Raw genomic sequence first — 22,470 nt, forward strand, 5'->3', positions numbered from 1 at the left:
AGTAGCTCCGCTACGAGGACATTCGTCCCGCACGCCGAGGGCACGCACCGAACGCCGCTCCTTGCTCCACGGGGCAACTCGATACAGACCCTAGGGGCGGATGACGCGGAGGTAGGCCACCTCGAACGACATCTCGGACACGTCGTGGTCGGGCGCCGGGTGGTAGCGGCCCGCGCAGACCGAGAGGTTGACGATGAGGTACGCGCGCCAGCGGCGTCCCACCCCGCGCCGGTCGGCGAAGACCCGCTTGCCGTTGACCCACCACACGACCGAGCGGGACCCGAACTCGACCTTGAGGTCCACCCAGCGGCCGGGGCCGACCGCGGCATCGCGGTGGTAACGGGAGCCGCCCCTGACGTGGTTGGACAGTTCGAGGAGGTCGGGGTTGTCCGGGTGGTACTCGAAGACGTCGATCTCGTTGTCGCCGTCCAGCCAGGTCCAGATCGCGGGCCAGGCCCCGAGCTCGGCGGGCAGCCGTACGCGGGACTCCAGTACGTCCCCGGTCCGCACCATGAAGCCTTCGTCGCTGCCCTCGGTGGTCAACAGGCCCGCGTTCCACTTGCCGTCGGGGCGGCGGACGGCCCGGAAGGTGCCGCTGCGGCTGAAGGAGGGGTCCTGCACCAGGTAGTCGAGCTTGTTGTCGCCGGGGTTGGTGGGGCCGCCGTTCGGATAGGCCCAGGAACGGCCGGCGACCCACTGGCGGGTCGAGCCGAAGTCCGCCGTGAAGACCGGAGCCCGGGCGCTCGTCGGACGGGCGCCGTCACCTCCGGGAGCGGAGGGGGAGGCCGAGGTGGAGGTGGAGGTGGAGGTGGAGGTGGAGGTGGAGCGTCCGAGGAGCCGTCGGATCCGGTCGAGAACCTGAGTGAGCACATCGCTCCTTCCCGAGCATGCGAGCCCTTGCAGCATGCCCGCCTTCCCGGCAGTACATACCGGTCCACCGGTTTGTGTTTCACCCGCCCCGCCATGGAGTAACCCCCACGCCCTTTCGGCGAGGCACCCGGTGATCGCGCTCTCGCACGCGAACAACGCTTGTGCATAAGCCAGTTGCGCGCGACCGCGGCGGGGTACGATCCGTGCCGTGGGGGGAACTGTGACACGACGTGATGTCGCGCTGCGCGCCTGCGGCTGCGCGGCGGCAGGCTTGTTCTTCATGGCCATGGTCGGGTGCACGGCCGACGGAGGGGCCGACGGCGGGGCGACAAGCCGCGCCCCTGCCGCGTCGCCGCCATCGCCCGCCTCACCGGCACCGGCACGGCCCTCGTCCACCGCCCCGCCCGCACCCGGGACCACGGCCGTCTCCCTCGTGCCGGAGCTGGACGAGTCCAAGCAGCCGAAGACGGCCGCCGAGGCCCGGGCGCTGCTCGACCGGATCGTCATCACCGAGGACGCCTTCGGCCCGGACGTCGTGCGCCGCACCCCCTTCGAGAGCAGCCCCGGCCGCTGGCCCGTCCTCGACGAGAAGTGCGTGTGGCAGACCACCGGCCTGCCGCCGGACGTACTCGCCACCAGCACCCGCTACTTCCAGATCCCGGCCGGCAACGGCCACGGCCGCGTCCAGCTCAACGCCACGGTGACCGTCCACCACAACCGCGCCGAATCAGGCTGGGAGACCGCCCGCGCCATGGAGGAGGTCGTGCGCTGCCCCGAACAGAAGCTGCGCGAGGGCGAGGACCTCACGGGACTGCTGGGCACCGTGAACCACCAGGGCGAACAGCTGAACAACTGGAGCGAGGACGCCTTCAGCGAGTTCGGCACGTACGTCAGCGCCCAGGGCGGCGAACCCCAGCCCTACTTCTGGTACCAGGCGCAGTTCGGCCCCGTCACCGTGGCCATCGCCGGCAAGGGCGCCGAGGGCTTCCAGCAGGAGACGCTCAGCCAGCTCATCGTGCAGGGCAACAGCCGCATGCTCGCGCAGGCCAAGCAGGCCCTCGGAAAGGCGGCCGGCTGATGGAGCAGCTGCACCCCTCGGACCCGTCCCGCATCGGCGGTCACCGCCTCCTCGGACGGCTCGGCGCCGGTGGCATGGGCGTCGTCTACCTCGGCCGCACCGACGACGGTGCGCTCGCCGCCGTCAAGGTCATCCGCGCCGAGTACGCCGAAGAGGCCGACTTCCGGGCCCGTTTCCGCCGCGAGGCCGAGATCGCCGCCGAGGTCGACACCCCGTGGGCCGTACGGATCACCGGCGCCGACCCGGACGCCCGCGAACCGTGGCTGGCCACGGCCTTCGTCGCCGGCCCCTCCCTGGCCGAGGCCGTCTCCGCCCACGGCCCGCTCCCGTTGCGCGCCGTACGGATCCTCGGCAAGGCCTTGGCCAAAGCCCTTCAGGTGATGCACGCGCAGGGCCTCGTCCACCGCGACGTCAAACCCGGCAACGTACTCCTCGGCATGGACCGGCCCCGGCTCATCGACTTCGGCATCGCCCGCGGCGGCGAGCACACCGCCCTGACCTCCGCCGACGCCGTCCTCGGCACCCCCGGCTTCATCCCGCCCGAGCAGGCGGAGGGCCGCCCCGCCGAACCGTCCGGCGACGTCTTCTCCCTCGGCTGCCTCCTCGCGTACGCCGCGACCGGCCGGCTGCCCTTCGGCGCCGGCACCGTGGAGGCCGTGCTCTACCGCACTGTCCACGACGAGCCCGACCTCGGCCCGGAACTCCTCGCCGACCCCGAACTCACCGCCCTGCTGCGGACCTGCCTCGCCAAGCACCCCGACGTCCGCCCCACCGCGGCCGCACTCGACGAGGCCCTCATCGAGGACACCCCGGGCGAGGGTACCGACTGGCTGCCCGACCCGGTCGTCGCCACCATCGCCGAACGGGCCGCCGCCCTGCTCGCCCTGCCCGGCATCGAGGAGACCGTCGCCGACCCGAAGGCCGCACCCGCACCCGGCAGCACCGGCGCGGCACCGTCCCGCAGGCGGTTCCTCGGCTTCGCCGCCGGCGCCGTGCTCGCGATCGGCGGCGGCACCGCCAGCTGGCTGGCCCTGCGCGAGGACGACGACCCCCGACGCACACCGGCGGCCGCTCCCCGGCCGTGGGTGATCGGCGTACAGGCCGACCTCTCCGGCCCGCAGAAGAGCGCAGGGCTCGCACAGGAACGCGGCGTGCGCCTCGCCGTGGACGCCTTCAACTCCCGCAAGGACAAACCCTTCACGCTCTCCGTCGCCACCGCCGACGACGCGGGCGCGGCCGACCGCGCCCCGGCCGCCGCCACCGGCCTCATCTCCGACCCGGACGTGCTCGCCGTGATCGGCCCGACCGGCAACGCCGCGGTCACCCCCTGCCTGGAGCTGTACGGAGAGGCGGCCCTGCCCCTGCTCACCGTCTCCGCCCTGGCGAGCGCCTTCGGCGTCGCCGACCGCCGCAGCTTCTTCCAGGTCAGCCCCATCTCCTTCATCCAGGGCGGGGCCCTCAACAACGTGCTGGCCCGCCGGCAGGGGGTGAGCACGCTGGGCGTCCTGTGCGACCGGGACGGCGACGGGGAGGGCTGGCAGGCGATCCTGCACGCGAGCCGCACCATCGCCGCGTACGTTCCCGGAGCCGGCGTCTACCCGCGGGTCGTCCCACGCGGCACCCGGGACCTGTCCCCGGTCGTCACCGACATGCTCGCGCACGGCGTCGACGCCTTCTTCTACTCCGGCACCCCGCAGGGCGCGGCCAGGACCGCCACCCTGCTGGCTGCCGCCGGCTACCGGGGGCACCGGGCCGCCGACTACGCCGCCATGGGCCCGGAGTTCCTCGCCGCCGCGGGCCCGGCAGCCGAGGGCTGGCAGTTCGTCGCCCCGTACACCGGTCCCGAAGCCCCCGAGACCGCCGAGCTGGCCCGCGCGCACCAGGCCGCGTACGGCACCGCGCCCGACGTGTGGACGGCGGAGGCCTATGACGCCGCCGGCCTGGTCATCGACCGGCTCGTCACGGCGGCCCGCGGAGGCCGCCGCCCGGCCCGCGCCGAACTGCTGACCGCCCTCGCGCAGGGCACCTTCCGCGGCCTGACCAAGGAGTACGCCTTCGGCGAGGATCGGACGGTGAAGGGCAACACCTACTTCCTCCACCGGGTGGAAGGCGGCCGGATCCGCTATGTGGGCCCGGCCGCCGAAGCCCCGGCGGGATAGCGGCCGATGCGCCCCCTCCTCCCCGCCGATCCGGCCGCGATCGGCGGGAACCGGCTGCTGGGCCGCCTCGGCTCGGGCGGCATGGGCACCGTCTACCTGGGCCGTTCCCCCGAGGGCGTCCTCGTCGCCGTCAAGGTGATCCGCGCCGACCACGGCGCGGACCCCGCCTTCCGGGCCCGGTTCCGCCGCGAGGCGCAGGCCGCCGGCGGGCTGACCGGCCGCTGGGTGGTCCCGGTGATCGCCGCCGACCCCGAGGCCCGCGAACCGTGGCTGGCCACCCCGTTCGTCCCCGGCCCCTCGCTGGCCGAGGCGGTGGGCGGGTACGGGCCGCTGCCCGCCCGGACCGTACGGATCCTGGGCATGCGCCTCGCCGAGGCCCTGGCCGAGGTGCACACGGCCGGGCTGATCCACCGCGACGTCAAGCCGGGCAACGTCCTGCTGGCCCCGGACGGGCCCCGCCTGATCGACTTCGGGATCGCGCGGGCGGCCGGCGCGACCACGCTCACAGCCGTCGACGCCGTCGTCGGCACCCCCGGCTACCTGGCCCCCGAGCTGGCCCGTGCGGGCGGCCCCGTCGCGGGACCGGCCGGCGACGTGTTCTCCCTCGGCTGCGTGCTGGCGTACGCGGCGACCGGGACCGGCCCGTTCGGCGGCGGTCACGCGGCCGCGGTGGTCTTCCGCACCGTCCACGAGGAGCCGGAACTCCGCTCGCTGCCGGAGGAGTTGCGAGAGGCGGTCGGCGGCTGCCTGCAGAAGGAACCGGCGGACCGGCCGACGCTCGGCGAGCTCACCGCCCTCCTCGGAACCGGCCCGGGCGGCCCGGGCGCCGCCGCGGCCGCGGACTGGCTGCCCGCCCCGCTGCCCCGGATCATCGCCGAACGCTCCACCCGGGCCCTGGACCTGCCCGCGCCCGAACCCACCCGGATCGAAGCCCCGGCGCCCGCCCGACAGTTCACCCGCAGGCGGCTGCTCGCGGCCGGCGCAGCCCTGGCCGCCGCCGCGCCGATCGCCTGGTTCACCACCCGGGGACCTGGCGGCCGCGGCGCACCGCCGGCCGACGCCGGCCGGGACCTCCCGGTCCTGACCCTCGCTCTGCAGGCCGACCTGACCGGCCCCGGCCGGGCGACCGGCCAGGCGCACGAGAGGGGCATGCGGCTGGCCGTGGCCCGGCACAACGCCCGGGCCGACGCCGCCTTCCGGCTGGACCTGCGCGTCGCCGACGACGGCGGGGAACCGCAGCGCGCCACGCAGGCCGCCAAGGGGCTGCTGGCCGACCCGGCCGTGCTCGGCCTCGTCGGACCCACCTGGGACGCGGTCGTACCGGAGCTGGCCGGCGCCTGCCTCGCCGCGGACCTCGCCCTGGTGCTGGTGTCGGTGAACAGCCAGGAGAACACCCAGGCGCTGTGGCGCACGGTGTGCGCCACCCGCCCGACCGACGAGGGCCTCGGCCTCCCGGTCCTGCACTACCTCTCCCAGGTGCGGATCTCGCGCCGCACGGCGGTCGTGGAGGACGCGGCGAACGGATCACCGGCATGGCAGGTCACCCGTGTGCTCCAGCAGAGCCCCCCGGCGCAGGGCACCGTGAGCGTCCACCGGGTCCCCGACGGCGGCTCCGGCTTCGCGCCCACCGTACGCGCGCTGACCGAGGCCGGCGCCGAGGCCGTCGTCTACACCGGCACCTCGCCGCAGCGCGCGGCCGAGCTGGCCCGCGCGCTGACCGACGCCGGCTTCCCGGGCCCGCGCGTGGGCCTCCAGCACGCCATGGAGCCGGCCTTCCTCACCTCGGCCGGCCAGGCGGCCGAGGGCTGGGTGTTCAGCGCCCTCTGCACCGACCCGCTGGCCACGCCGGCCGCCTCCGAGTTCGTCGCCGCCCACCGGAGCGCCTACGGCGAACCGCCCGCCCGGTGGGCCACCGAGGCGTACGACGCGGTGGGGCTGCTGGCCACCGCCCTGACCGGGCTGGAGGGGGAGGTGCGCGACCGGGCGGGCCTGTCCCGCCGGATCTTCCGCACGACGTACCAGGGCCTCGCCAAGACGGTCGCCTTCGACACCAGGACGCGGGCCCTGACCGGGGACGCCCTCGCCCACCTCTACCGCGCCGAGGCAGGCGCCTTCCGGTACCTGGGCCGGTACGCGGACGTACGCACCGACCCGTGAGCGGCCTACTCGAAGCGTGAGGTGTCCCCGGCCCCCCGGCGCACGATCTCGACGTCACCGCCGGAGAAGTCGATCACCGTGGTCGGCTCGGTGCCGCAGTCACCCGAGTCCAGTACGGCGTCCACCTCGTGGTCGAGCCGCTCCTTGATCTCCCAGCCCTGCGTCATGGGCTCCGCCTCGTCCGGCAGCAGCAGCGTGCTGGACAGCAGCGGCTCGCCGAGCTCCGCGAGCAGGGCCTGGGTGACCACGTGGTCGGGGATCCGGACGCCCACGGTCTTCTTCTTCGGGTGCAGCAGCTGGCGCGGCACCTCCGAGGTCGCCGGGAGGATGAAGGTGTAACTGCCGGGCGTGGCCGCCTTGATGGCGCGGAACACGTTGTTGTCGATCTGCACGAACTGCCCCAGCTGGGCGAAGTTCTGGCACACCAGGGTGAAGTGGTGACGGTCGTCGAGGTTGCGGATCGACCGGATCCGGTTGATGCCGTCCCGGTTGCCCAGCTGGCATCCCAGCGCGAAGCAGGAGTCCGTCGGGTACGCGACGAGCTTGCCCGAGCGGATCATGTCGACCACGTTGTCGATGGTGCGCCGCTGGGGGTTCTCGGGGTGCACGTCGAAGTATTTCGCCATCCGCCGAGCCTACGCGGTCCTGGCGGGGCCCGGTCACGGCCGCTCGGGACGCTTCCCGGCGGTTTCGGGGGGACGATGAGAGGTAACCGTGCGCCCTGGACCGGCCCGGCCCGCCCCGAACGGGGGCCGGATCGGCCCGGGGCGGGTGGCCGCCGGGCCGACGGTGCCGGAAGGGAGCATCGCCGATGGGTGCGATCGACGGGGCGGGGGCCAGCGGGAGGCGGTCCGTCGCGGCCGGGCTCGCCCCGCCGAGCGGGCTGCTCGACGTCCTGAACGTGGCGGCCGTCGTCCTCGACGCCGAAGGCCGGGTCGCCCTGTGGAGCCCGCAGGCCGAGCAGCTGTTCGGCTGGACGGCGGCCGAGGCCCTGGGCCAGCCCGCCGCCCGGCTGCTCGCCGCGCCCCAGCACGTGGGCCTGGTGACGGAGCTGTTCGCCCGGGTCATGGGCGGTGCTGGCGACTGGGCGGGCGCCTTCCCGGTGCGGCACAAGGACGGCAGCACACGCCTCGTGGAATTCCGCAACATGCGGCTGCTCGACGAACGCGGCGACCTGTACGCCCTGGGCATCGCCACCGACCGCACCACGCTGCGGCAGCTGGAGCGGGACCTCGCCCTGTCCGCCCGCCTGGTGGCCCAGTCCCCGATCGGCCTCGCGGTCCTGGACACCGAGCTGCGCTATGTCCTGGTCAACCCCACACTGGAGCGGATCAACGGGCTCCCCGCCTCCGAGCACATCGGCCGGGGCGTCCGGGAGGCGTTGTCCTTCCTCGACGACACGGAGGCCGCCGAGTCGGCGATGCGGCAGGTCCTTGCGACCGGCACGCCCCTGCTGGAGCAGTTCACCGCCGGCCGGACCCACGGCGGGCACCGCGCCGAACACGCCTGGTCGGTGTCCTACTACCGGCTGGAGGACGCCACCGGCCGGGTCCTGGGCCTGGCCACCTCCGTGGTGGACGTCACCCAGAGTCACCTGGCGGCGCTGGAGATCGCCCGCAGCCGCCGCCGCCTCGCCCTGATCGCGGACGCCACCGTCCGTATCGGCACCACCCTCGACCTCGACCAGACCGCACGCGAGCTCGCCGACGTCGTCGTGCCCGAGCTCGCGGACATCGCCGCCGTCGACATCCTCGACTCGGTTCTCGAAGGCCGGCCCACCCTCAGGTCCTCGGCCCACGAGCCCGCGGTGTTCCGCGCCCTCGCCGTCGCGGCCGCCTACCCGAGCGAGGCCGTCCGCGCCGCGGACCCCCCAGGTGACATCGCCCGCTACGCCGCCGACCGGCTGGTCACCCAGTCGGTGACGACGGGGCATCCCGTCCTCGTCGCCCACGTACAGGCCAGGGACATCTCCCGGATCGCCCGTGACAGCAACGCCGCCTCCCTGCTGACCCGCGCCGGACTGCGCTCGTACCTGGCCGTGCCGCTCATCGCACGCGGCGAGGTGCTCGGCGCCCTCGACCTCAAACGCACCCGCAACCCGCTGCCGTTCAACGACGACGACATCGTGCTGGCCGGCGAACTGGCCGCCCGCGCCGCCGTGTGCATCGACAACGCCCGCTGGTACCGCAACGCGCACCACACCGCCCTCGCGCTCCAGCACCACCTCCTGCCCCACCATCCGCCGCCGACCCCCGGCCTGGAAGTCGCCTCCCGCTACCGCCCCGCCGCCGCCAGCAGCGAGATCGGCGGCGACTGGTTCGACGCCATCGCGGGACCGGACGACACCACCGTCCTCGTCATCGGGGACGTCATGGGCAGCGGGATCAACGCCGCCGCCAGCATGGGGCAGTTGCGCACCGCGACCCGCACCCTGGCCGAGCTCGCCCTCGACCCGCCGCAGGTGCTCCAGCAACTGGACCGCACCACGGCCGCCCTTGAGGAGACCATCGCCACCTGCGTCTACGTCGTCCACGACCCGCACCGTGCACAGTGCCGCATCGCCGTCGCCGGCCACCTCCCTCCCGTGCTCATCCGCTCCGGCCACGCACCCCGCCTGCTCGACCTGCCCACCGGCGCACCCCTGGGCGTGGGCGGCATCCCCTTCGAGGCCACCACCGTCGCCATGGCCCCGGGCGACCAACTGGTCCTCTACACCGATGGCTTGGTGGAGACCCGGGACCAGCCCATCGACGAACGGCTCGACCTGCTCCTGGAGCTGCTCGCCGACACCGGACGCCCGCTGGAGGAGACCTGCGACCGGCTCCTGGACTCCCTGCGCCGCCCTGACGACCACGACGACGTCGCCCTGGTCATCGCCCGCGCCAGGTCCCTGACCCCGGGCGACAGTTCGCCTCGCGGCCCCGCCGGTACGGGCCTACGCTGACCGTGCATGCCTTGACCTGGTCCTCGTACCGCAGGAGGCACTGGTGAAAACGACGCACACACGGCTTCGCCGGGCCTGCGCGGCCACCGCCGCGGCGGGCCTGCTCCTCACCGGGGCCGTCACGGCCACCGCGTACGGGGCGCCGACCCCCGGCCCCTCCGTCTCCGCCACCCCCTCCCCGGACACCAGCGGGGAGTTCAAGCAGCTCACCCCGGCCGTCGCGCTCCAACTCGACGCCGCCGTCCGACAGGTCATGCGCGAGGCCCAGGTCCCGGGCGTGATCGTGGGACTGTGGGCGCCCGGCAAGGGCAGCTACGTCAAGGCCTTCGGCGTCGCCGACAAGGCGACCGGCGCGCCCATGCGGACCGACTTCAACACGCGTATCGGCAGCCAGACCAAGACGTTCACGGTCACCGCCCTCCTCCAGCTGGTCGACCAGGGCAAGGCCGGCCTCGACGACCCCGTCGGCGACTACATCTCCGGAGTGCCGAACGGCGACCGCATCACCCTGCGCGAGCTGGCCGGTATGCGCAGCGGGCTGTTCAACTACAGCGAGGACCCGGACTTCGACAAGGCGTTCACCAGCGACCCCGACCGCCGTTTCACCCCGCAGGAGTTGCTCGACTACTCCTTCAGACACCCCGTGCAGTTCGCGCCGAACGCGCAGTTCCAGTACTCCAACACCAACCTGGTCCTGCTCGGCCTGGTGATCGAGAAGATCACCGGCCGGCCGCTCGCCGAGGTCATCGACAAGAACGTCGTGGAGCCGGCCGGACTGGACCGCACCTTCTTCCCGACCGGCGCAGAGTTCCCCCAGCCGCACGCCCAGGGCTACACCGACCAGACCGCGACCGGCAAGGTCGAGGTGGCCACCGACTGGGACCCGTCCTGGGCCTGGGCGGCCGGGGCGATGATCTCCGACCTGCAGAACCTGCGCAGCTGGGCGCGCACCCTCGCCACCGGTACGCTGCTGACGCCCGCGACACAGGCCCAGCGCCTGAAGACCACCTCGGTCGGCATCCCCGGCGCCGGCTACGGCCTGGGCCTCTTCGACGTCCAGGGCTGGATCGGCCACAACGGATCGCTCCCGGGCTACGAGAGCCTCGGCGTCTACCTCCCGCAGGCGCAGGCGACCATGGTCGTCATCCTCAACACCGACATCCTGCACGACGGCCAGGAGCCCAGCACGCTCTTCGGTGAGGCGATCACCAGCATCGTGACCCCCGGCAACGTGTACCCCGGCCACAAGCCGTCCGAGCCGAAGGACGGCTGACCGGGTCGGACGGCCCGGCTGTTAGGGTCCGAGGCATGCCCGAGCTCATCGCCCCCACCCCCCGCCTGCACGGATCCTGGACCGCCGCACAGGAGGAATGGGGGCCCGACGCCCACATGGACGGCGCCGGGCTCGGCTCCGACGACGACGTCGACAGCCCGGAGGGCTTCGCCGCCTGGACGGAGCGGCTGCGCCGCTACGCGGACCGCTCGGTACCGGTCGACCACGGCCGCGTCCACGCGACGTACTGGTGGATCGCCGAGGGCGACACCTACCTGGGCGCCATAGACCTGCGCCACTACCTCAACGGCTTCCTCCTGGACGCCGGCGGCCACATCGGCTACGGCATCCGGCCCTCGGCCCGCAGGCGGGGCCTCGCCACCTGGGCCCTGTCCGCGGTCCTCCACGAGGCGCGCGTGATGGGAATGGACCGCGTCCTGCTGACCTGCGACCCCGGCAACGAAGGGTCCGTCCGCACCATCGAGCGCGGCGGCGGCCTACTGGAGGACGTGCGCGAGACCCTGATCGGCCCCAAGCGGCGCTACTGGATCACCCTCTGACCACCCCGGCAGTGACGATTGCGGACGGCGGCCCCGGCGAATTAGTGTCGCGTCCATGTCCAAGGCCGAGATCGACATGGTGACCGCCGAGTTCTTCGGCTCCTTCGACAACCGGGGCGGAAAGACCGCCGACGTGGCCCGGATCCGCAGGCTCGCCCTGCCCGGCGCGGTGATCGTCATGACCGGCCCGCGGTTCACGGTCTACACCGTGGACCAGTTCATCGAACCCCGCCGGACACTGCTGGCCGGGGGCCGACTGGTGGAGTTCTCCGAGTGGGAGACCTCCGAACGCACCGACATCGCGGGCGACATCGCCTCGCGGTTCGGCGCGTACCGCAAGTCGGGGATCCTGGACGGCGAACCGTTCGAGGGCGGCGGCACCAAGACCATCCAGTTCGTCCGCACCGCGGAAGGCTGGCGGATCGCGGCGTTCTCCTGGTACGACCGGCCCTGACCGGGCGATGGGACGCACAGACGGGCGGGGGCGGCGAGCACGCCGAGCCGGTCGTCCGTGCACCGGGCCGCACCGGGCCGCAGCGGCATGCTGCCGCCCGTACGCCCCCCGTACGCACGGCGACGACCCCGGCCGGATTCCCCCCGGCCGGGGCAGTCCTCGACGTGCGGGCGCGCCGCCGCGCGCCGGCGCCGCTACCAGAGGACGGGGAGCCGCTCCGGCAGACGCTTCATGAAACGGGTACGCCAGACGAGCTGATCGAAGGGTACGGCCAGCTGCAGGTCGGGCATCTTCTCCAGCAGCACCTCGATGGCGATCTCCGTGTGCCGCTTGCCGAGCGCGGTGGCCGGGCAGTAGTGCGGTCCGCCGCCGAAGGACAGGTGCGTGCCGGCGTTCGCACGGTCGATGTCGAAGACGTGCGGGTCGCAGTACACGGCCGGGTCGGTGTTGGCCGCCTCGACCAGGACGAGCAGCAGCTCGCCCTTCTTGACCTCGACGTCGCCGAGGGTGACGTCCTCCAGCGCGAGCCGGGGCAGGCCGTCGGCGATCGACAGGTTGACGCGCAGGAGCTCGTCCACGGCGGAGGGGACCTTCTCCGGAGCCTCGCGCAGCTGCTCCCACACGTCGGGGTTCTGCAGGAGCGAGACGATCGCCATGGTCAGGAAGCCCATGGTCGAGATGACTCCGGCACCGAACAGCGTGACGCCGACGGTCGCCAGCATCTCGTCCGTCAGGTGCGCGTAGTCGGGGTCCTCGCGCAGCGCGGCGAGTTCGGCCATCAGCCCGACGGTGGCCGGGTCGTCGAGGCGCTCCACCATGTAGGCCATGTCGCGGTCCCAGTTGAGCTTGGCGCCCGTGACGGGGCAGGCCGAGTTCATGAACGCGATGTCCAGGCTGGCGGCCAGGCGCGGGGCGTCGGCCTGCGGGATGCCGAGGATGCGGCAGTGGAGGTTCTCCGCGTACGGGTTGGTGAACGCGCCGCGCAGGTCGACCGGCGCACCGCTGCGCAGGATGTCGTCGACGAGGGAGTCCGCCTGGTCGCGCATCCAGCCCGTGAGGTTGTCGGTCTTCGGGTTGATCGCCTTGAGTACGGCCTTGCGCAGGCCGGCGCCGGTGATGTTGCCCATGTTGTTGACGACCTCGGGCGGGATCGTCAGCGCGTACTGGCGGGGCACGCCGGGAGCGGAGGTGTCCTTCAGACTGAACCGCGGGTCTTCGAGGACCTGCTTGCAGAGCGCGTAGGACGAGACGAGCCACGCCTCGTCGCCTGCTATCGTGCGGACGCGCTTGACCGGCTCGTCCCGCAGCTGCTCGACCTCGGCCGGGAGTCGGTCGCCGCGGGCGGAGAACGGGAAGTCGAGGAGGGTGTCAGCGGTCATCGGATTCTCCTTCGGCGGGGGTGATGATGGCGTGGCCCTGGTTGCGTGAGGCGCGAAGCCCCGAGCCGCGCGAGTAGAGCAGTTCCGCCATGGGCAGGAGCTGGTGGTAGCAGTTGAGGGAGGACGGCACGCCGAGGATGGCGGGTGTGTCCAGGAACAGCGGCGCCTCGGCGCAGACGTATTCCAGGCAGACCTCGCGCTGACGGGCGGTGGCTGCCTTCCCGCCCAGCACCTTCGAGGAAAGGAACGCGTCGACAAGGGAGTTGCAGGTCCCGCGGAACTCCGGGTCGATGTCGAGCAGGTTGTTCAGGTGGTTGTGGAGCGTCCGGTACGCCGGGATGTCGGTGAGGGACGACATCGGACGGGCCCGGAGGCGGAGGCCGGTGGGGTCGGCCTCGGCTGCGGCGTTGTTGACCTTGGCGCGGACACCGCGCAGGTTCTTCACGGCCTTGCGGCGTGCTTCGTCCTCGCCGTATCCGAGGGCCTCGTACATCTCCGCGACGTGCATGTCGGTGTAAATGAGGTCGACCTGCGCGAAGTTGCGCATGCCCCACTGGGCGAGGTCGTTGACCCGCTGGGCCGAGAAATAGCTGTTGCCCGGCGAGATGCCGATGACCGCGTGGTCACCTTCGGTGTGGATCACCTGGCAGTGCGGGGTGTACGGACGGACTGTGAAGACTTCGGTTGCTGTCGTCAACAGGGGTCGGGTCCTTTGCGCCGCAAGTCCCGTGGGGCCCTGTGCCCCGGGTGTGGCGGCGACGTGTTGGAAGGTACCGGAACTCTGAGCGACGTTCCATGTCTTCTGGGTAGTAACTCAACAGGCGGACAGAGCAGTTGACCAGGGCATCCTTCCCCTGCCCGGGCAGGCGGCCCGATTCCGCCGGCCGGCCGGCGCGGGGTGCCGCATCATGGTGAGCCGCCCCCGCTCACCCGGCGAGCCCCCCCGGAGGCCGTACGGGCCCTCAGCTCGGCCATCCGGAACGGCTTGACGAGCGTGGTCGTCGGAGCCCGCGCGCAGCCCCCGCACGATGCCGCGCTCCCGGCAGCGCGCGGCACCACGATCAGCGGAACGCGGCGGGTCCGCAGCCGCCGGGGCAGTTCTGTCCCAAGCAGGGAGAAGGGCCTGGGAGGTGGGGGAGTGTCCAGAGCGTGCGGCTGTCGTCGGACCCGTACACGCTCCGCCGCGCAGATCTGGCGCTTCCGCTGAGCAAGCGGGCCAGGTATGGCATTTCATGGTGTGGCCATGTCCCCGCCATGTCGGCTCCATGGTGCTCACCCGCGAAGGGGAGACGGTGGGGGCGGCCCGGCCGCGGAGCACCCGTGCCACCCGACCCCGCGGCCGGCCGCACCCGTGACCCCTGACCTGTGACCCCTGACCAGGAGGCAAGATGACCGCGATCTTGAGAAGGCGGACGACGGCCGTCGGCGTGGCCGCCGCCGTGGCCCTGGGCGTGATCGCCGTACCGGCGCACGCCCGCGGGGACCGCGGCGCCCCGCCGCCACCGGCCCGGGTGCCCGCCTCGGTCGAGACTCCCTCCCTCTTCGACGACGAGGCCGGCGGCAACGCCGACGCGGACGACCCCGCGATCTGGCGCAACGCCGAGGATCCCGACCGCAGCCTGGTCATTGCCACCGCCAAGGAGGGCGGGCTGCGCGTGTACGACCTCGACGGGCGCCAGGTGCAGTCGCTGCCGGCCCCGCCGCCGCCCCGGGAGGGGGACGCCCCCGGACGGTTCAACAACGTCGACCTGATCGCCGGCCTCCGCTTCCCCGACGGCCCCCACGACGTGGCCGTGGTCTCCGACCGGGGCCGCGACCAGCTGCGCGTCTACCGGATCGACGCCCGGCGGACCGGCGCGCCCCTGGTCGACGTCACGGACGAGACCGCGGCCCCGCTCGTCTTCTCGACCGGCCCGGACGAGGTCGCCGACCAGCGCACCGCCTACGGCCTGGCCGCCTACACCGACCGCCGCGGCGGCCGCTCCTTCGCGGTCACCAGCAGGCGCCACGACACCGCGCTCGCCCTGGCCGAACTCCTGCCCACCCCGCAGGGGAAGGTCGGCTACCGCACCGTCCGCACCACCTCACTGCCCGCCGCCTTCCGGCTGCCCGACGGCAAGACCTGGACGCCCTGCGGCGAACCGGGCGAGCTGCCCCAGATCGAGGGCATGGTCATCGACGCCGACACCGGAGTCCTGTACGCGGGCCAGGAGGACGTCGGCATCTGGAAGCTCGACGCCGACCTGAGGTCCCCCGCCCGGTTGATCGAGAAGGTCCGCTCCTTCGGAGTGCCCGGCACCTGGAACCCGCGGACCGAGGGATGCGACGCGGGCCCCGACCCCGGCTTCGGCGGCCGGCACCTCACCGCCGACGTGGAGGGCCTGGCCATCTGGCGCGATCCCGCACACCCGCGCCGCGGCGGCCACCTGATCGCCTCCAGCCAGGGCGACGACACCTTCGCCGTCTTCGACCGCGAGCGCGGCGACGCCTACGTGCGCGGCTTCCGCGTCACCGCGGGCGGCGGGCCCGCGGCGCCCGACGGCGCGCAGGAGTGCGACGGCGCCGCCGTCACGAGCGCCCCGCTGGGCCGGAGGTTCCCCAACGGCCTCCTCGTCGTCCAGGACGGGGCCAACACCCCTCGGACCACCGGCCCCGACGGGGAGGTCCGTACCGACACCGACTTCAAGTTCGTGGACCTGGGCCGCCTCCGGCGCGCCGTACGCCTGTGACCGGGGCCGGGCGGCCGAGCGGAGCCGCGGCCGCCCGGCTCGTTACCCTACCCCGACCCCGGTCTGCCCGCAGGACTGCTCCCGGCCGACTGGAACGCGGTGGCCGCGCGCCAGATCTTCCAGCAGCTCAACGACGTATCGTCCGCTCCCGCGCTACGGCACGTACAGGACGTCACCGGCCTGCCGCAGGAGACGGCGCAGCCCTGAGAACGACGGTCCGGGCCGGCCGGGCGCCGGCCGGCCGGGACGCCGGGATCAGACCAGGTCGAAGCGGTCCAGGTTCATCACCTTGTCCCACGCGGCCACGAAGTCCCTGGCGAACTTCTCCTTCGCGTCGTCGCTCGCGTAGACCTCTGCCAGCGCCCGCAGCTCGGAGTTGGAGCCGAAGACCAGGTCGGCACGGGTGCCGGTCCACTTGACCTCGCCGGTGGCGGCGTCACGGCCCTCGAAGGTGTTCCCGTCCCCGTTGGCCGACGTCCAGGTCGTGCCCAGGTCGAGGAGGTTGACGAAGAAGTCGTTCGTCAGCGTGCCCGGGCGGTCCGTGAGGACGCCGTGCGCGGTGTCCGCGTGGTTGGCGCCGAGGACGCGCAGACCGCCGACGAGGACGGTCAGCTCGGGCGCGCTCAGGCCCAGCAGGTTCGCCCGGTCGAGCAGCAGGTACTCGGCCGGCAGGCGGTTGCCCTTGCCGAGGTAGTTGCGGAAGCCGTCGGCGGTGGGCTCCAGGGCGGCGAAGGACTCGGCGTCGGTGTGCTCCTCGGTGGCGTCCACCCGGCCCGGGGTGAAGGGCACCGCGATGTCGTGGCCGGCGTCGCGGGCGGCCTTCTCCACGGCGGCGACGCCGCCGAGGACGATCAGGTCGGCCAGGGAGACCTGCTTGGCGCCGGAGTTGAACTCCGACCGGACGCCCTCCAGGACCCGCAGGACCTGCGCCAGCTCGTCGGGCTCGTTGACCTCCCAGCCGGCCTGCGGCTGGAGGCGTACGCGCGCGCCGTTGGCGCCGCCGCGCTTGTCACTGCAGCGGAAGGTGGAGGCCGACGCCCACGCGGTGGAGACCAGCTGGGAGACGGTGAGGCCGGAGGCGAGCACAGCGTCCTTGAGGGCGGCGGTGTCGGCGGCGTCCAGGGGCTCGCCCTGGGCCTCGGGCAGCGGGTCCTGCCACAGCAGGGTCTCCGCCGGGACCTCAGGGCCGAGGTAGAGCGACTTCGGGCCCATGTCACGGTGGGTCAGCTTGTACCAGGCGCGGGCGAAGGCGTCGGCGAACTCCGCGGGGTTCTCGTAGAACCGGCGCGAGATCTGCTCGTAGACCGGGTCGAAGCGCAGCGCCAGGTCGGTGGTCAGCATCGTCGGAAGGTGCTTCTTCGACGCGTCGTAGGCGTCGGGGATGATCGCTTCCGCGTTCTTCGCCACCCACTGGTGCGCGCCGGCCGGACTGGCCGTCAGTTCGTAGTCGTACTCGAAGAGGTTCTTGAAGAAGCCGTTGCCCCACTGGGTGGGCGTGGTGGTCCAGGTGACCTCCAAACCGCTGGTGATCGCGTCGGCGCCCTTGCCGGTGCCGAAGGAGTTGGCCCAGCCCAGGCCCTGCGCCTCGATCGGGGCGGCCTCGGGGTCGTCGCCGACGTGGTCAGCCGGGCCGGCGCCGTGGGTCTTGCCGAAGGTGTGGCCACCCGCGATCAGGGCCACCGTCTCCTCGTCGTTCATCGCCATCCGGCGGAACGTCTCGCGGATGTCGCGGGCCGCGGCGATCGGGTCCGGGTTGCCGTTCGGGCCCTCCGGGTTGACGTAGATCAGACCCATCTGGACGGCGCCGAGCGGGTTCTCCAGCTCGCGGTCTCCGGTGTAGCGCCGGTCGTCGAGCCAGGTGGTCTCGGGGCCCCAGTACACGTCCTCGTCCGGCTCCCAGACGTCGGCGCGGCCGCCGGCGAAGCCGAAGGTCTCGAAGCCCATCTGCTCCAGCGCGACATTGCCGGTGAGGATCATGAGGTCGGCCCACGACAGGCTCTGGCCGTACTTCTTCTTGACCGGCCACAGCAGGCGGCGGGCCTTGTCCAGGTTGCCGTTGTCCGGCCAGCTGTTGAGGGGCGCGAAACGCTGCTGGCCGGCGCCGGCGCCACCGCGTCCGTCGCTGATCCGGTAGGTGCCGGCGCTGTGCCAGGCCATGCGCACCATGAACGGGCCGTAGTGGCCGAAGTCGGCGGGCCACCAGTCCTGGGAGGTCGTCAGGACCTCCGCGATGTCCTGCTTCACCGCGGGCAGGTCGAGGGCCTGGAACGCCGCCGCGTAGTCGAACTCCCCGCCGAGCGGGTTGGCCACCGCGGGGTTCTTGGCCAGGATCTTCAGGTTCAGCCGTTCGGGCCACCACTGGCGGTTTCCGCCGCCCTGGGTGGGGTGTGCGGCCCGCTCGTGTGCGACGGGACAGCCACCCCCGCCCTGCGCCTTGCCGTCCGTGACGATCGCGTCGTGGTTCTCAGACATGGGAATCCTTCCGTACCAGGGGGATCGCGGTGCTCGGATCGCGGTGCTCAGGACCGGATGAGGTCGGACGGCGGGACACGGGGCCGCCTGTGCACGGGGCCCGGCCTCGCCGGTCGACTCGACGCCGAGCGGACGCCGTCCCGTACTTCCGCCGCTCGGGAGTCTTCCTGCCTCTTGGTTATCAACGGAACCGATCCTACGATGGACCCAATCCAAGTCAAGATGAGCACCAAGCCCATATTCGATCGGATCCCGGAAGCCGCCCGCGCACCGGGGTGCCCGCGGAACCTGTTGGGGGAGCCGATATGAGTGACCTGCTGGAGCGGCTGCGGGGGCGCGGCTGGCGGCTGACGTCCCAGCGGCGGGTCGTCGCCGAGGTCCTCGACGGTGACCACGTGCACCTGACCGCCGACGAGGTGCACGCCCGCGCGGTCCGGCGGCTGCCGGAGATATCCCGGGCCACCGTCTACAACGCCCTGGGCGAGCTGGTGGCCCTCGGAGAGGTCGTGGAGGTCACCACCGACGGCCGCGCGAAGCGCTACGACCCCAACGCGCACCACCCGCACCAGCACCTGGTGTGCTCCGGCTGCGGCCTCATCCGCGACGTCCACCCGGACGGCGACCCGCTGGCGGTGCTGCCCGCGGCGCAGCGCTTCGGCTTCACCGTCGCCGGAGTCGAGATCACCTACCGGGGCCTGTGCCCGGCCTGCGCCTGAGGCGGGGGCCGCCATGCCTGGATTGGCGTCCCGCATGCGGGGGTAGGCGCCCGGCAGAAACCGGGCGAAGCGAAGCGACGCCGGAACGACCTCGGCGGGCGCGGCCGATCACCGGTCGCGGTGCGCGGAGGGCAGCAGGGACGATGGCCTTCACGTACCTGCGCACTGGGAAGAGGTGGTTCCCGATGGCCCCGCCGGCGGACGGTGAGCGATTCGCCGTGGAGGTGCGGTCCGAGGACGACGTGCTCGTCTTCACCCTGACCGGAGAGCTGGACCACGACACGGCCGAGCCCCTGCGCGCGGCGCTCGCCGCAGCCGTCGACGGCGGCGCCCGCAGGCTGCTGTTGGACTTCTCCGGGCTGCGGTTCTGCGACTCCACGGGTCTGAACGTGCTCCTGCACAGCCGGCTCTCGCTGCGGGAGGAGGGCGGCAGCATCGCGCTGGCCGGGCTGCGCCCACCCGTCGCACGGATGTTCCGCATCACCGGTGCGGACGGGATCTTCCCCGTCCACCCCGACGTGGCGCACGCGCTGGCCGAGCCGCGGCACGCGTGAGGGAGGAGCGCGTCATGGAGCCACGGCCATTCGACCGGACGCGGAGCCTCCTGCTGACGGGCATGACGGATGTCGTCACCCGGTGCCGCGACTTCACCCGTGACGCCCTGATCGCCTGGAAGTGGATGCCGGGCGCGGGCGACGACGCCGAGGACGTCCTGCTGCTGGTGTCCGAGGTGGTCGCCAACGCCTGCCTGCACGCGGGCGGGGCCCACGAGCTGCTGCTGGAGTGCACGGACGACCGGCTGCGCGTCGAGGTCACCGACGGCAACCCCGTCGCCCCCACCCCGCGCACACGTCCGGATCCGGCCCGCCCGGGCGGCTACGGCCTGCTCATAGTGGAGCGGATCGCCCGACGCTGGGGCACGCTGCCCCTCGCGGACGGAAAGTGCGTCTGGGCGGAGATCGACTCACCCCTGCGGTCCCCGGACGTCCGGGGACCGCAGCCCGTTTCCTGACCTACTACGCGCCGTCGTCCTGCGGCCCCTGTGTCTGCCCCTGGCCCTGCTCCTCGGCGCTCTCGGCGTCCTCCAGCATCCCGGCCCGCAGCTTCGCCATGATCCGGCTCAGGAGCCTGGACACGTGCATCTGCGAGATGCCGAGGTGCTCGCCGATCTGCGACTGGGTGAGCTCCTCCCCGAAGCGGAGCTGGAGGACCAGCCGGTCGCGCTCACCGAGCGCGCCGAGGAGGGGCTTCAGGGTCTCCAGGTCCTCGATGCGCTGGTAGGCCTCCTCCTCCGAGCCCAGGGACCGCGGCAGACAGCCGCCGTCGGAGTCCTGCCCGACGGAGGTGCTGAGGGACTCCGCGACGTAGCAGTTGGCGGCCTGCCGGCCCTCGGCCAGGGCGTCGTCGCTGACGCCGAGGTGCTCCGCGAGCTCGTGGTCGGTCGGGCGGCGGCCCAGGTCCTGTTCCATCGCGTCACAGGACTTCGCCATGTCCAGGCGCAGTTCCTGCAGGCGCCTGGGCACCTTCACCGACCAGCTGGTGTCCCGGAAGAAGCGCTTCATCTCGCCCGTGATCGTCGGCACGGCGAAGGTGGCGAATTCGACCCCGCGCTCGACGTCGTACCGGTTGATGGCCTTGATCAGGCCGATCGTGCCGACCTGGACGATGTCCTCGAAGGGTTCGCTGCGGTTGCGGAAGCGCCGGGCGGCGTACTTCACCAGGCTGAGGTTCAGCTCCACCAGCGTGTTGCGGACGTAGGAGTACTCCGCGGTGCCCTCGGCCAGCGAGCCCAGGCGGTGGAAGAGCGCCACGGACAGGCTGCGGGCGTCGTCCGTGCTCACTGCCAGGGGGTTCTCGGGAATCTCCACGGTGTCCACCGGAATCCCGGCATGGACGGGGTCCGCGGTGTCGCGGGGCAGGCGGGTCATGGGTTTCCTCCGACGGGTCGGGGGGCTGCGCGAGGCGCAGCGGGGCCGTCGTTGGTTCTGTTCGGTTATATACCCGATCGTGGCGCGCTGACCCTTCCGACGCTCCTCAGCCGGGCGACGGGGAAAGGTGGTACACGGCGAAAGCGCGGTCGATGACCGGCATGGCGACATTGCGTACGCGCACTCCGCCGCTCGTCATCCCGTGTTCCGTGCCGAGGTGGGCGTGCCCGTGGACCGCGAGGTCCGCACCGGCCTCGTCGATGGCCTCCGCCAGCAGGTAGCTGCCGAGGAAGGGGTAGATCTCCAGCGGCTCGCCCGCCAGGGTGTCCGGCACGGGCGAGAAGTGGGTGAGGGCCACGCGGAGTCCGCTGCCCAGGGCGTCCAGCTCGCGCAGTGTGCGGCCGAGCCCGTCCGCGCACGCCCGCGAGTACCGGATGAACGCCTTCATCTCCGGTTCCCCGAACTCCGTGGCGCTGCGGCCCGCGAAACCCCCGCCGAAACCTTTCGTCCCGGCGATCCCCACGGTGACGCCCCGGATGCCGAAGGTGACGCCGTCACCCTCCAGGACGTGGACGCCCCCCGCGGCCAGTTCACGGGCCACGAGGTCCGGCTGGTCGCTCTGGTAGTCGTGGTTGCCGAGGACGGCGACCACGGGCACGGGCAGGCCGGCGACCTCGGCGGCCACCACCCGTGCCTCCTCGCGGGTGCCGTGCCGGGTGAGGTCACCGGCGAGCAGCAGCAGGTCCGCGCAGTCACCGAGGGTGTCGAAGGCCGGCCGCAGGGCGCCGCCACTGTCCGGTCCCAGGTGGATGTCCCCGACGGCCGCGATGCGGATCACGACAGAACCTCCGCCGGCCCGGGCGGCCCGACCCGGTGCACGGTCAGGTCCTCGTGCCAGGGCACGCCCTCCAGTTCCTCCGCGACGATCCGCAGCACGGCCGCCCGGGAACCGGCGTCGGCGACGACGCCCCAGACCATCACCCACGCGCCCCGCGTCTCCACCCGTACGCCCAGCTCGGCGATGTCCTCACGCGCCAGGCGGTCGCGCAGGTGCTCCACGCGGTAGTCGAGGTTCTCGACGGAAGTCATGAGGTCCCCTTCCCCCGGTCGATGACCCGGAGCCGGTCGAGGAGGTACAGGAAGGCGTCGGGCAGCGGGGAGTCCCGGTGGACGCGGTCCAGCCGCCCCCAGTCGATCTGCTCGCGCAGCATCCGGGCCATCGGCAGCAGGTCGCCGAAGTCGCAGTAGTGCTCGGACAGGGCGGAGAGCAGGCTGTCCATCAGGTCGGTGGGGGAGAGGACCGGCATCCACACCGAGTCCACCGACTTCACCGGCGCCCGCTCCAGCAGCTCCGTACTGACCGGCCGACGGGCGAGCTCGAAGATCAGGTCGATCTCCTCCCCTCCCGTACGGCCTTTGACCAGCCAGTCCTCCGCCGCCCGGCGCATCTCGATGCCGCCGTCCTCCAGCGCCTTGATCGCCGCGTCGGCGTCCTCGCGCCGCATGCAGAAGTCCGTGTCGTGCTGGAACCGGGCCGGGACGCCGTGCGCGAACGCGGCCACGCTGCCGGCGAGCGCGAACGGCTGCCCTGACTCCTTCAGCAGCGCCGCGACACGTTTGGTGACCTCCAGGATCGCCTGGGTGTGGTCCTCGGGGAGCTGGCCGTCGGTCATGGTGGGCGGGCTCAGGGCCTCCGGCGGAGGGACCCCGCCGGAGGTGTCGGCCGCAGGCTTGTTCACGGAGGACCTCGC

The 22,470-nt window shown here is 72.8% G+C and carries 20 protein-coding genes and 1 pseudogene; 12 read left to right on the forward strand and 9 right to left on the reverse strand.

The features are described 5' to 3' along the window. Positions 1-90: 90 nt before the first annotated feature. Complete coding sequence (locus ACFWFZ_RS31480) at positions 91-870, reverse strand: beta-glucanase (RefSeq protein ID WP_387126896.1); 780 nt, start codon at positions 868-870, stop codon at positions 91-93. Positions 871-1,090: 220 nt separating this feature from the next. Here ACFWFZ_RS31480 and ACFWFZ_RS31485 point away from each other — a divergent pair, with 220 nt between their 5' ends. The 3 genes from ACFWFZ_RS31485 to ACFWFZ_RS31495 are packed head-to-tail and all read left to right on the forward strand — an operon-like array spanning position 1,091 to position 6,264. Then, on the forward strand, positions 1,091-1,948 hold the full coding sequence (locus ACFWFZ_RS31485; RefSeq protein WP_387126898.1) for a hypothetical protein: 858 nt from the start codon (positions 1,091-1,093) through the stop codon (positions 1,946-1,948). Continuing rightward, positions 1,948-4,107: an ABC transporter substrate-binding protein gene (locus ACFWFZ_RS31490; protein WP_387126900.1), complete on the forward strand. Its 2,160-nt coding sequence runs from the start codon at positions 1,948-1,950 to the stop codon at positions 4,105-4,107. Before ACFWFZ_RS31485 ends, ACFWFZ_RS31490 begins: the two co-directional genes overlap by 1 nt. Positions 4,108-4,113: 6 nt before the next feature. After that, a complete protein-coding gene (locus ACFWFZ_RS31495) occupies positions 4,114-6,264 on the forward strand; it encodes a bifunctional serine/threonine-protein kinase/ABC transporter substrate-binding protein (protein WP_387126902.1) in 2,151 nt (716 codons plus the stop codon). Positions 6,265-6,269: 5 nt separating this feature from the next. Here ACFWFZ_RS31495 and ACFWFZ_RS31500 read toward each other — a convergent pair whose 3' ends face one another. Next, complete coding sequence (locus ACFWFZ_RS31500) at positions 6,270-6,890, reverse strand: L-threonylcarbamoyladenylate synthase (RefSeq protein WP_030819830.1); 621 nt, start codon at positions 6,888-6,890, stop codon at positions 6,270-6,272. A gap of 185 nt (positions 6,891-7,075) precedes the next feature. Between ACFWFZ_RS31500 and ACFWFZ_RS31505 the strand changes: the two genes are divergently transcribed. The 4 genes from ACFWFZ_RS31505 to ACFWFZ_RS31520 are packed head-to-tail and all read left to right on the forward strand — an operon-like array spanning position 7,076 to position 11,495. Then, on the forward strand, positions 7,076-9,208 hold the full coding sequence (locus tag ACFWFZ_RS31505) for a SpoIIE family protein phosphatase (protein WP_387126904.1): 2,133 nt from the start codon (positions 7,076-7,078) through the stop codon (positions 9,206-9,208). Between the two features lie 43 nt (positions 9,209-9,251). Continuing rightward, complete coding sequence (locus ACFWFZ_RS31510) at positions 9,252-10,481, forward strand: serine hydrolase domain-containing protein (protein ID WP_387126906.1); 1,230 nt, start codon at positions 9,252-9,254, stop codon at positions 10,479-10,481. Positions 10,482-10,516: 35 nt separating this feature from the next. Then, complete coding sequence (locus ACFWFZ_RS31515; protein WP_387126908.1) at positions 10,517-11,041, forward strand: GNAT family N-acetyltransferase; 525 nt, start codon at positions 10,517-10,519, stop codon at positions 11,039-11,041. Positions 11,042-11,096: 55 nt separating this feature from the next. Next, a complete protein-coding gene (locus ACFWFZ_RS31520) occupies positions 11,097-11,495 on the forward strand; it encodes a DUF4440 domain-containing protein (protein WP_387126910.1) in 399 nt (132 codons plus the stop codon). A gap of 194 nt (positions 11,496-11,689) precedes the next feature. Here the strand turns inward: ACFWFZ_RS31520 and ACFWFZ_RS31525 are convergent, their stop codons facing one another. Then, positions 11,690-12,874, reverse strand: coding sequence for a cytochrome P450 (locus tag ACFWFZ_RS31525; RefSeq protein WP_387126912.1), 1,185 nt, complete (start codon positions 12,872-12,874; stop codon positions 11,690-11,692). Beyond that, positions 12,864-13,571 carry a tRNA-dependent cyclodipeptide synthase gene (locus tag ACFWFZ_RS31530; protein WP_387126914.1) on the reverse strand — a complete coding sequence of 236 codons (708 nt, stop codon included), beginning with the start codon at positions 13,569-13,571 and terminating at the stop codon, positions 12,864-12,866. Before ACFWFZ_RS31530 ends, ACFWFZ_RS31525 begins: the two co-directional genes overlap by 11 nt. A gap of 691 nt (positions 13,572-14,262) precedes the next feature. Here ACFWFZ_RS31530 and ACFWFZ_RS31535 point away from each other — a divergent pair. Both ACFWFZ_RS31535 and ACFWFZ_RS31540 read left to right on the forward strand, forming a co-directional pair. Then, positions 14,263-15,603: a phytase gene (locus tag ACFWFZ_RS31535; RefSeq protein ID WP_387126916.1), complete on the forward strand. Its 1,341-nt coding sequence runs from the start codon at positions 14,263-14,265 to the stop codon at positions 15,601-15,603. Positions 15,604-15,657: 54 nt separating this feature from the next. Further along, positions 15,658-15,810, forward strand: a pseudogene (locus ACFWFZ_RS31540) (PaaX family transcriptional regulator C-terminal domain-containing protein); the annotation flags it as partial. A 48-nt stretch (positions 15,811-15,858) separates the two neighbouring features. Here ACFWFZ_RS31540 and katG read toward each other — a convergent pair. Continuing rightward, positions 15,859-18,075: a catalase/peroxidase HPI gene (gene katG, locus ACFWFZ_RS31545; protein WP_387126918.1), complete on the reverse strand. Its 2,217-nt coding sequence runs from the start codon at positions 18,073-18,075 to the stop codon at positions 15,859-15,861. Positions 18,076-18,380: 305 nt separating this feature from the next. Here katG and ACFWFZ_RS31550 point away from each other — a divergent pair, with 305 nt between their 5' ends. The 3 genes from ACFWFZ_RS31550 (at position 18,381) to ACFWFZ_RS31560 (ending at position 19,803) form a co-directional block, all read left to right on the forward strand. Then, positions 18,381-18,791 carry a Fur family transcriptional regulator gene (locus ACFWFZ_RS31550; RefSeq protein WP_387126920.1) on the forward strand — a complete coding sequence of 137 codons (411 nt, stop codon included), beginning with the start codon at positions 18,381-18,383 and terminating at the stop codon, positions 18,789-18,791. A 185-nt stretch (positions 18,792-18,976) separates the two neighbouring features. Next, on the forward strand, positions 18,977-19,345 hold the full coding sequence (locus tag ACFWFZ_RS31555; protein ID WP_387126922.1) for an STAS domain-containing protein: 369 nt from the start codon (positions 18,977-18,979) through the stop codon (positions 19,343-19,345). Positions 19,346-19,359: 14 nt separating this feature from the next. After that, entirely contained in the window at positions 19,360-19,803 is a 444-nt protein-coding gene (locus tag ACFWFZ_RS31560) for an ATP-binding protein (protein ID WP_387126924.1), read from the forward strand. A 4-nt stretch (positions 19,804-19,807) separates the two neighbouring features. On the opposite strand, the gene ACFWFZ_RS31565 is transcribed toward ACFWFZ_RS31560, so the two are convergent. The 4 genes from ACFWFZ_RS31565 to ACFWFZ_RS31580 form a co-directional block, all read right to left on the reverse strand. After that, entirely contained in the window at positions 19,808-20,719 is a 912-nt protein-coding gene (locus ACFWFZ_RS31565) for a SigB/SigF/SigG family RNA polymerase sigma factor (RefSeq protein WP_387126926.1), read from the reverse strand. A 106-nt stretch (positions 20,720-20,825) separates the two neighbouring features. Beyond that, positions 20,826-21,557: a metallophosphoesterase gene (locus tag ACFWFZ_RS31570; RefSeq protein ID WP_387126928.1), complete on the reverse strand. Its 732-nt coding sequence runs from the start codon at positions 21,555-21,557 to the stop codon at positions 20,826-20,828. Then, positions 21,554-21,808: a hypothetical protein gene (locus tag ACFWFZ_RS31575; RefSeq protein WP_387126930.1), complete on the reverse strand. Its 255-nt coding sequence runs from the start codon at positions 21,806-21,808 to the stop codon at positions 21,554-21,556. Before ACFWFZ_RS31575 ends, ACFWFZ_RS31570 begins: the two co-directional genes overlap by 4 nt. Continuing rightward, on the reverse strand, positions 21,805-22,392 hold the full coding sequence (locus ACFWFZ_RS31580) for a nucleotidyltransferase family protein (protein ID WP_387126992.1): 588 nt from the start codon (positions 22,390-22,392) through the stop codon (positions 21,805-21,807). Before ACFWFZ_RS31580 ends, ACFWFZ_RS31575 begins: the two co-directional genes overlap by 4 nt. Between the last annotated feature and the right edge of the window lie 78 nt (positions 22,393-22,470).

The sequence above is a fragment of the Streptomyces sp. NPDC060232 genome (genome assembly GCF_042726555.1).
GTDB lineage: Bacteria > Actinomycetota > Actinomycetes > Streptomycetales > Streptomycetaceae > Streptomyces.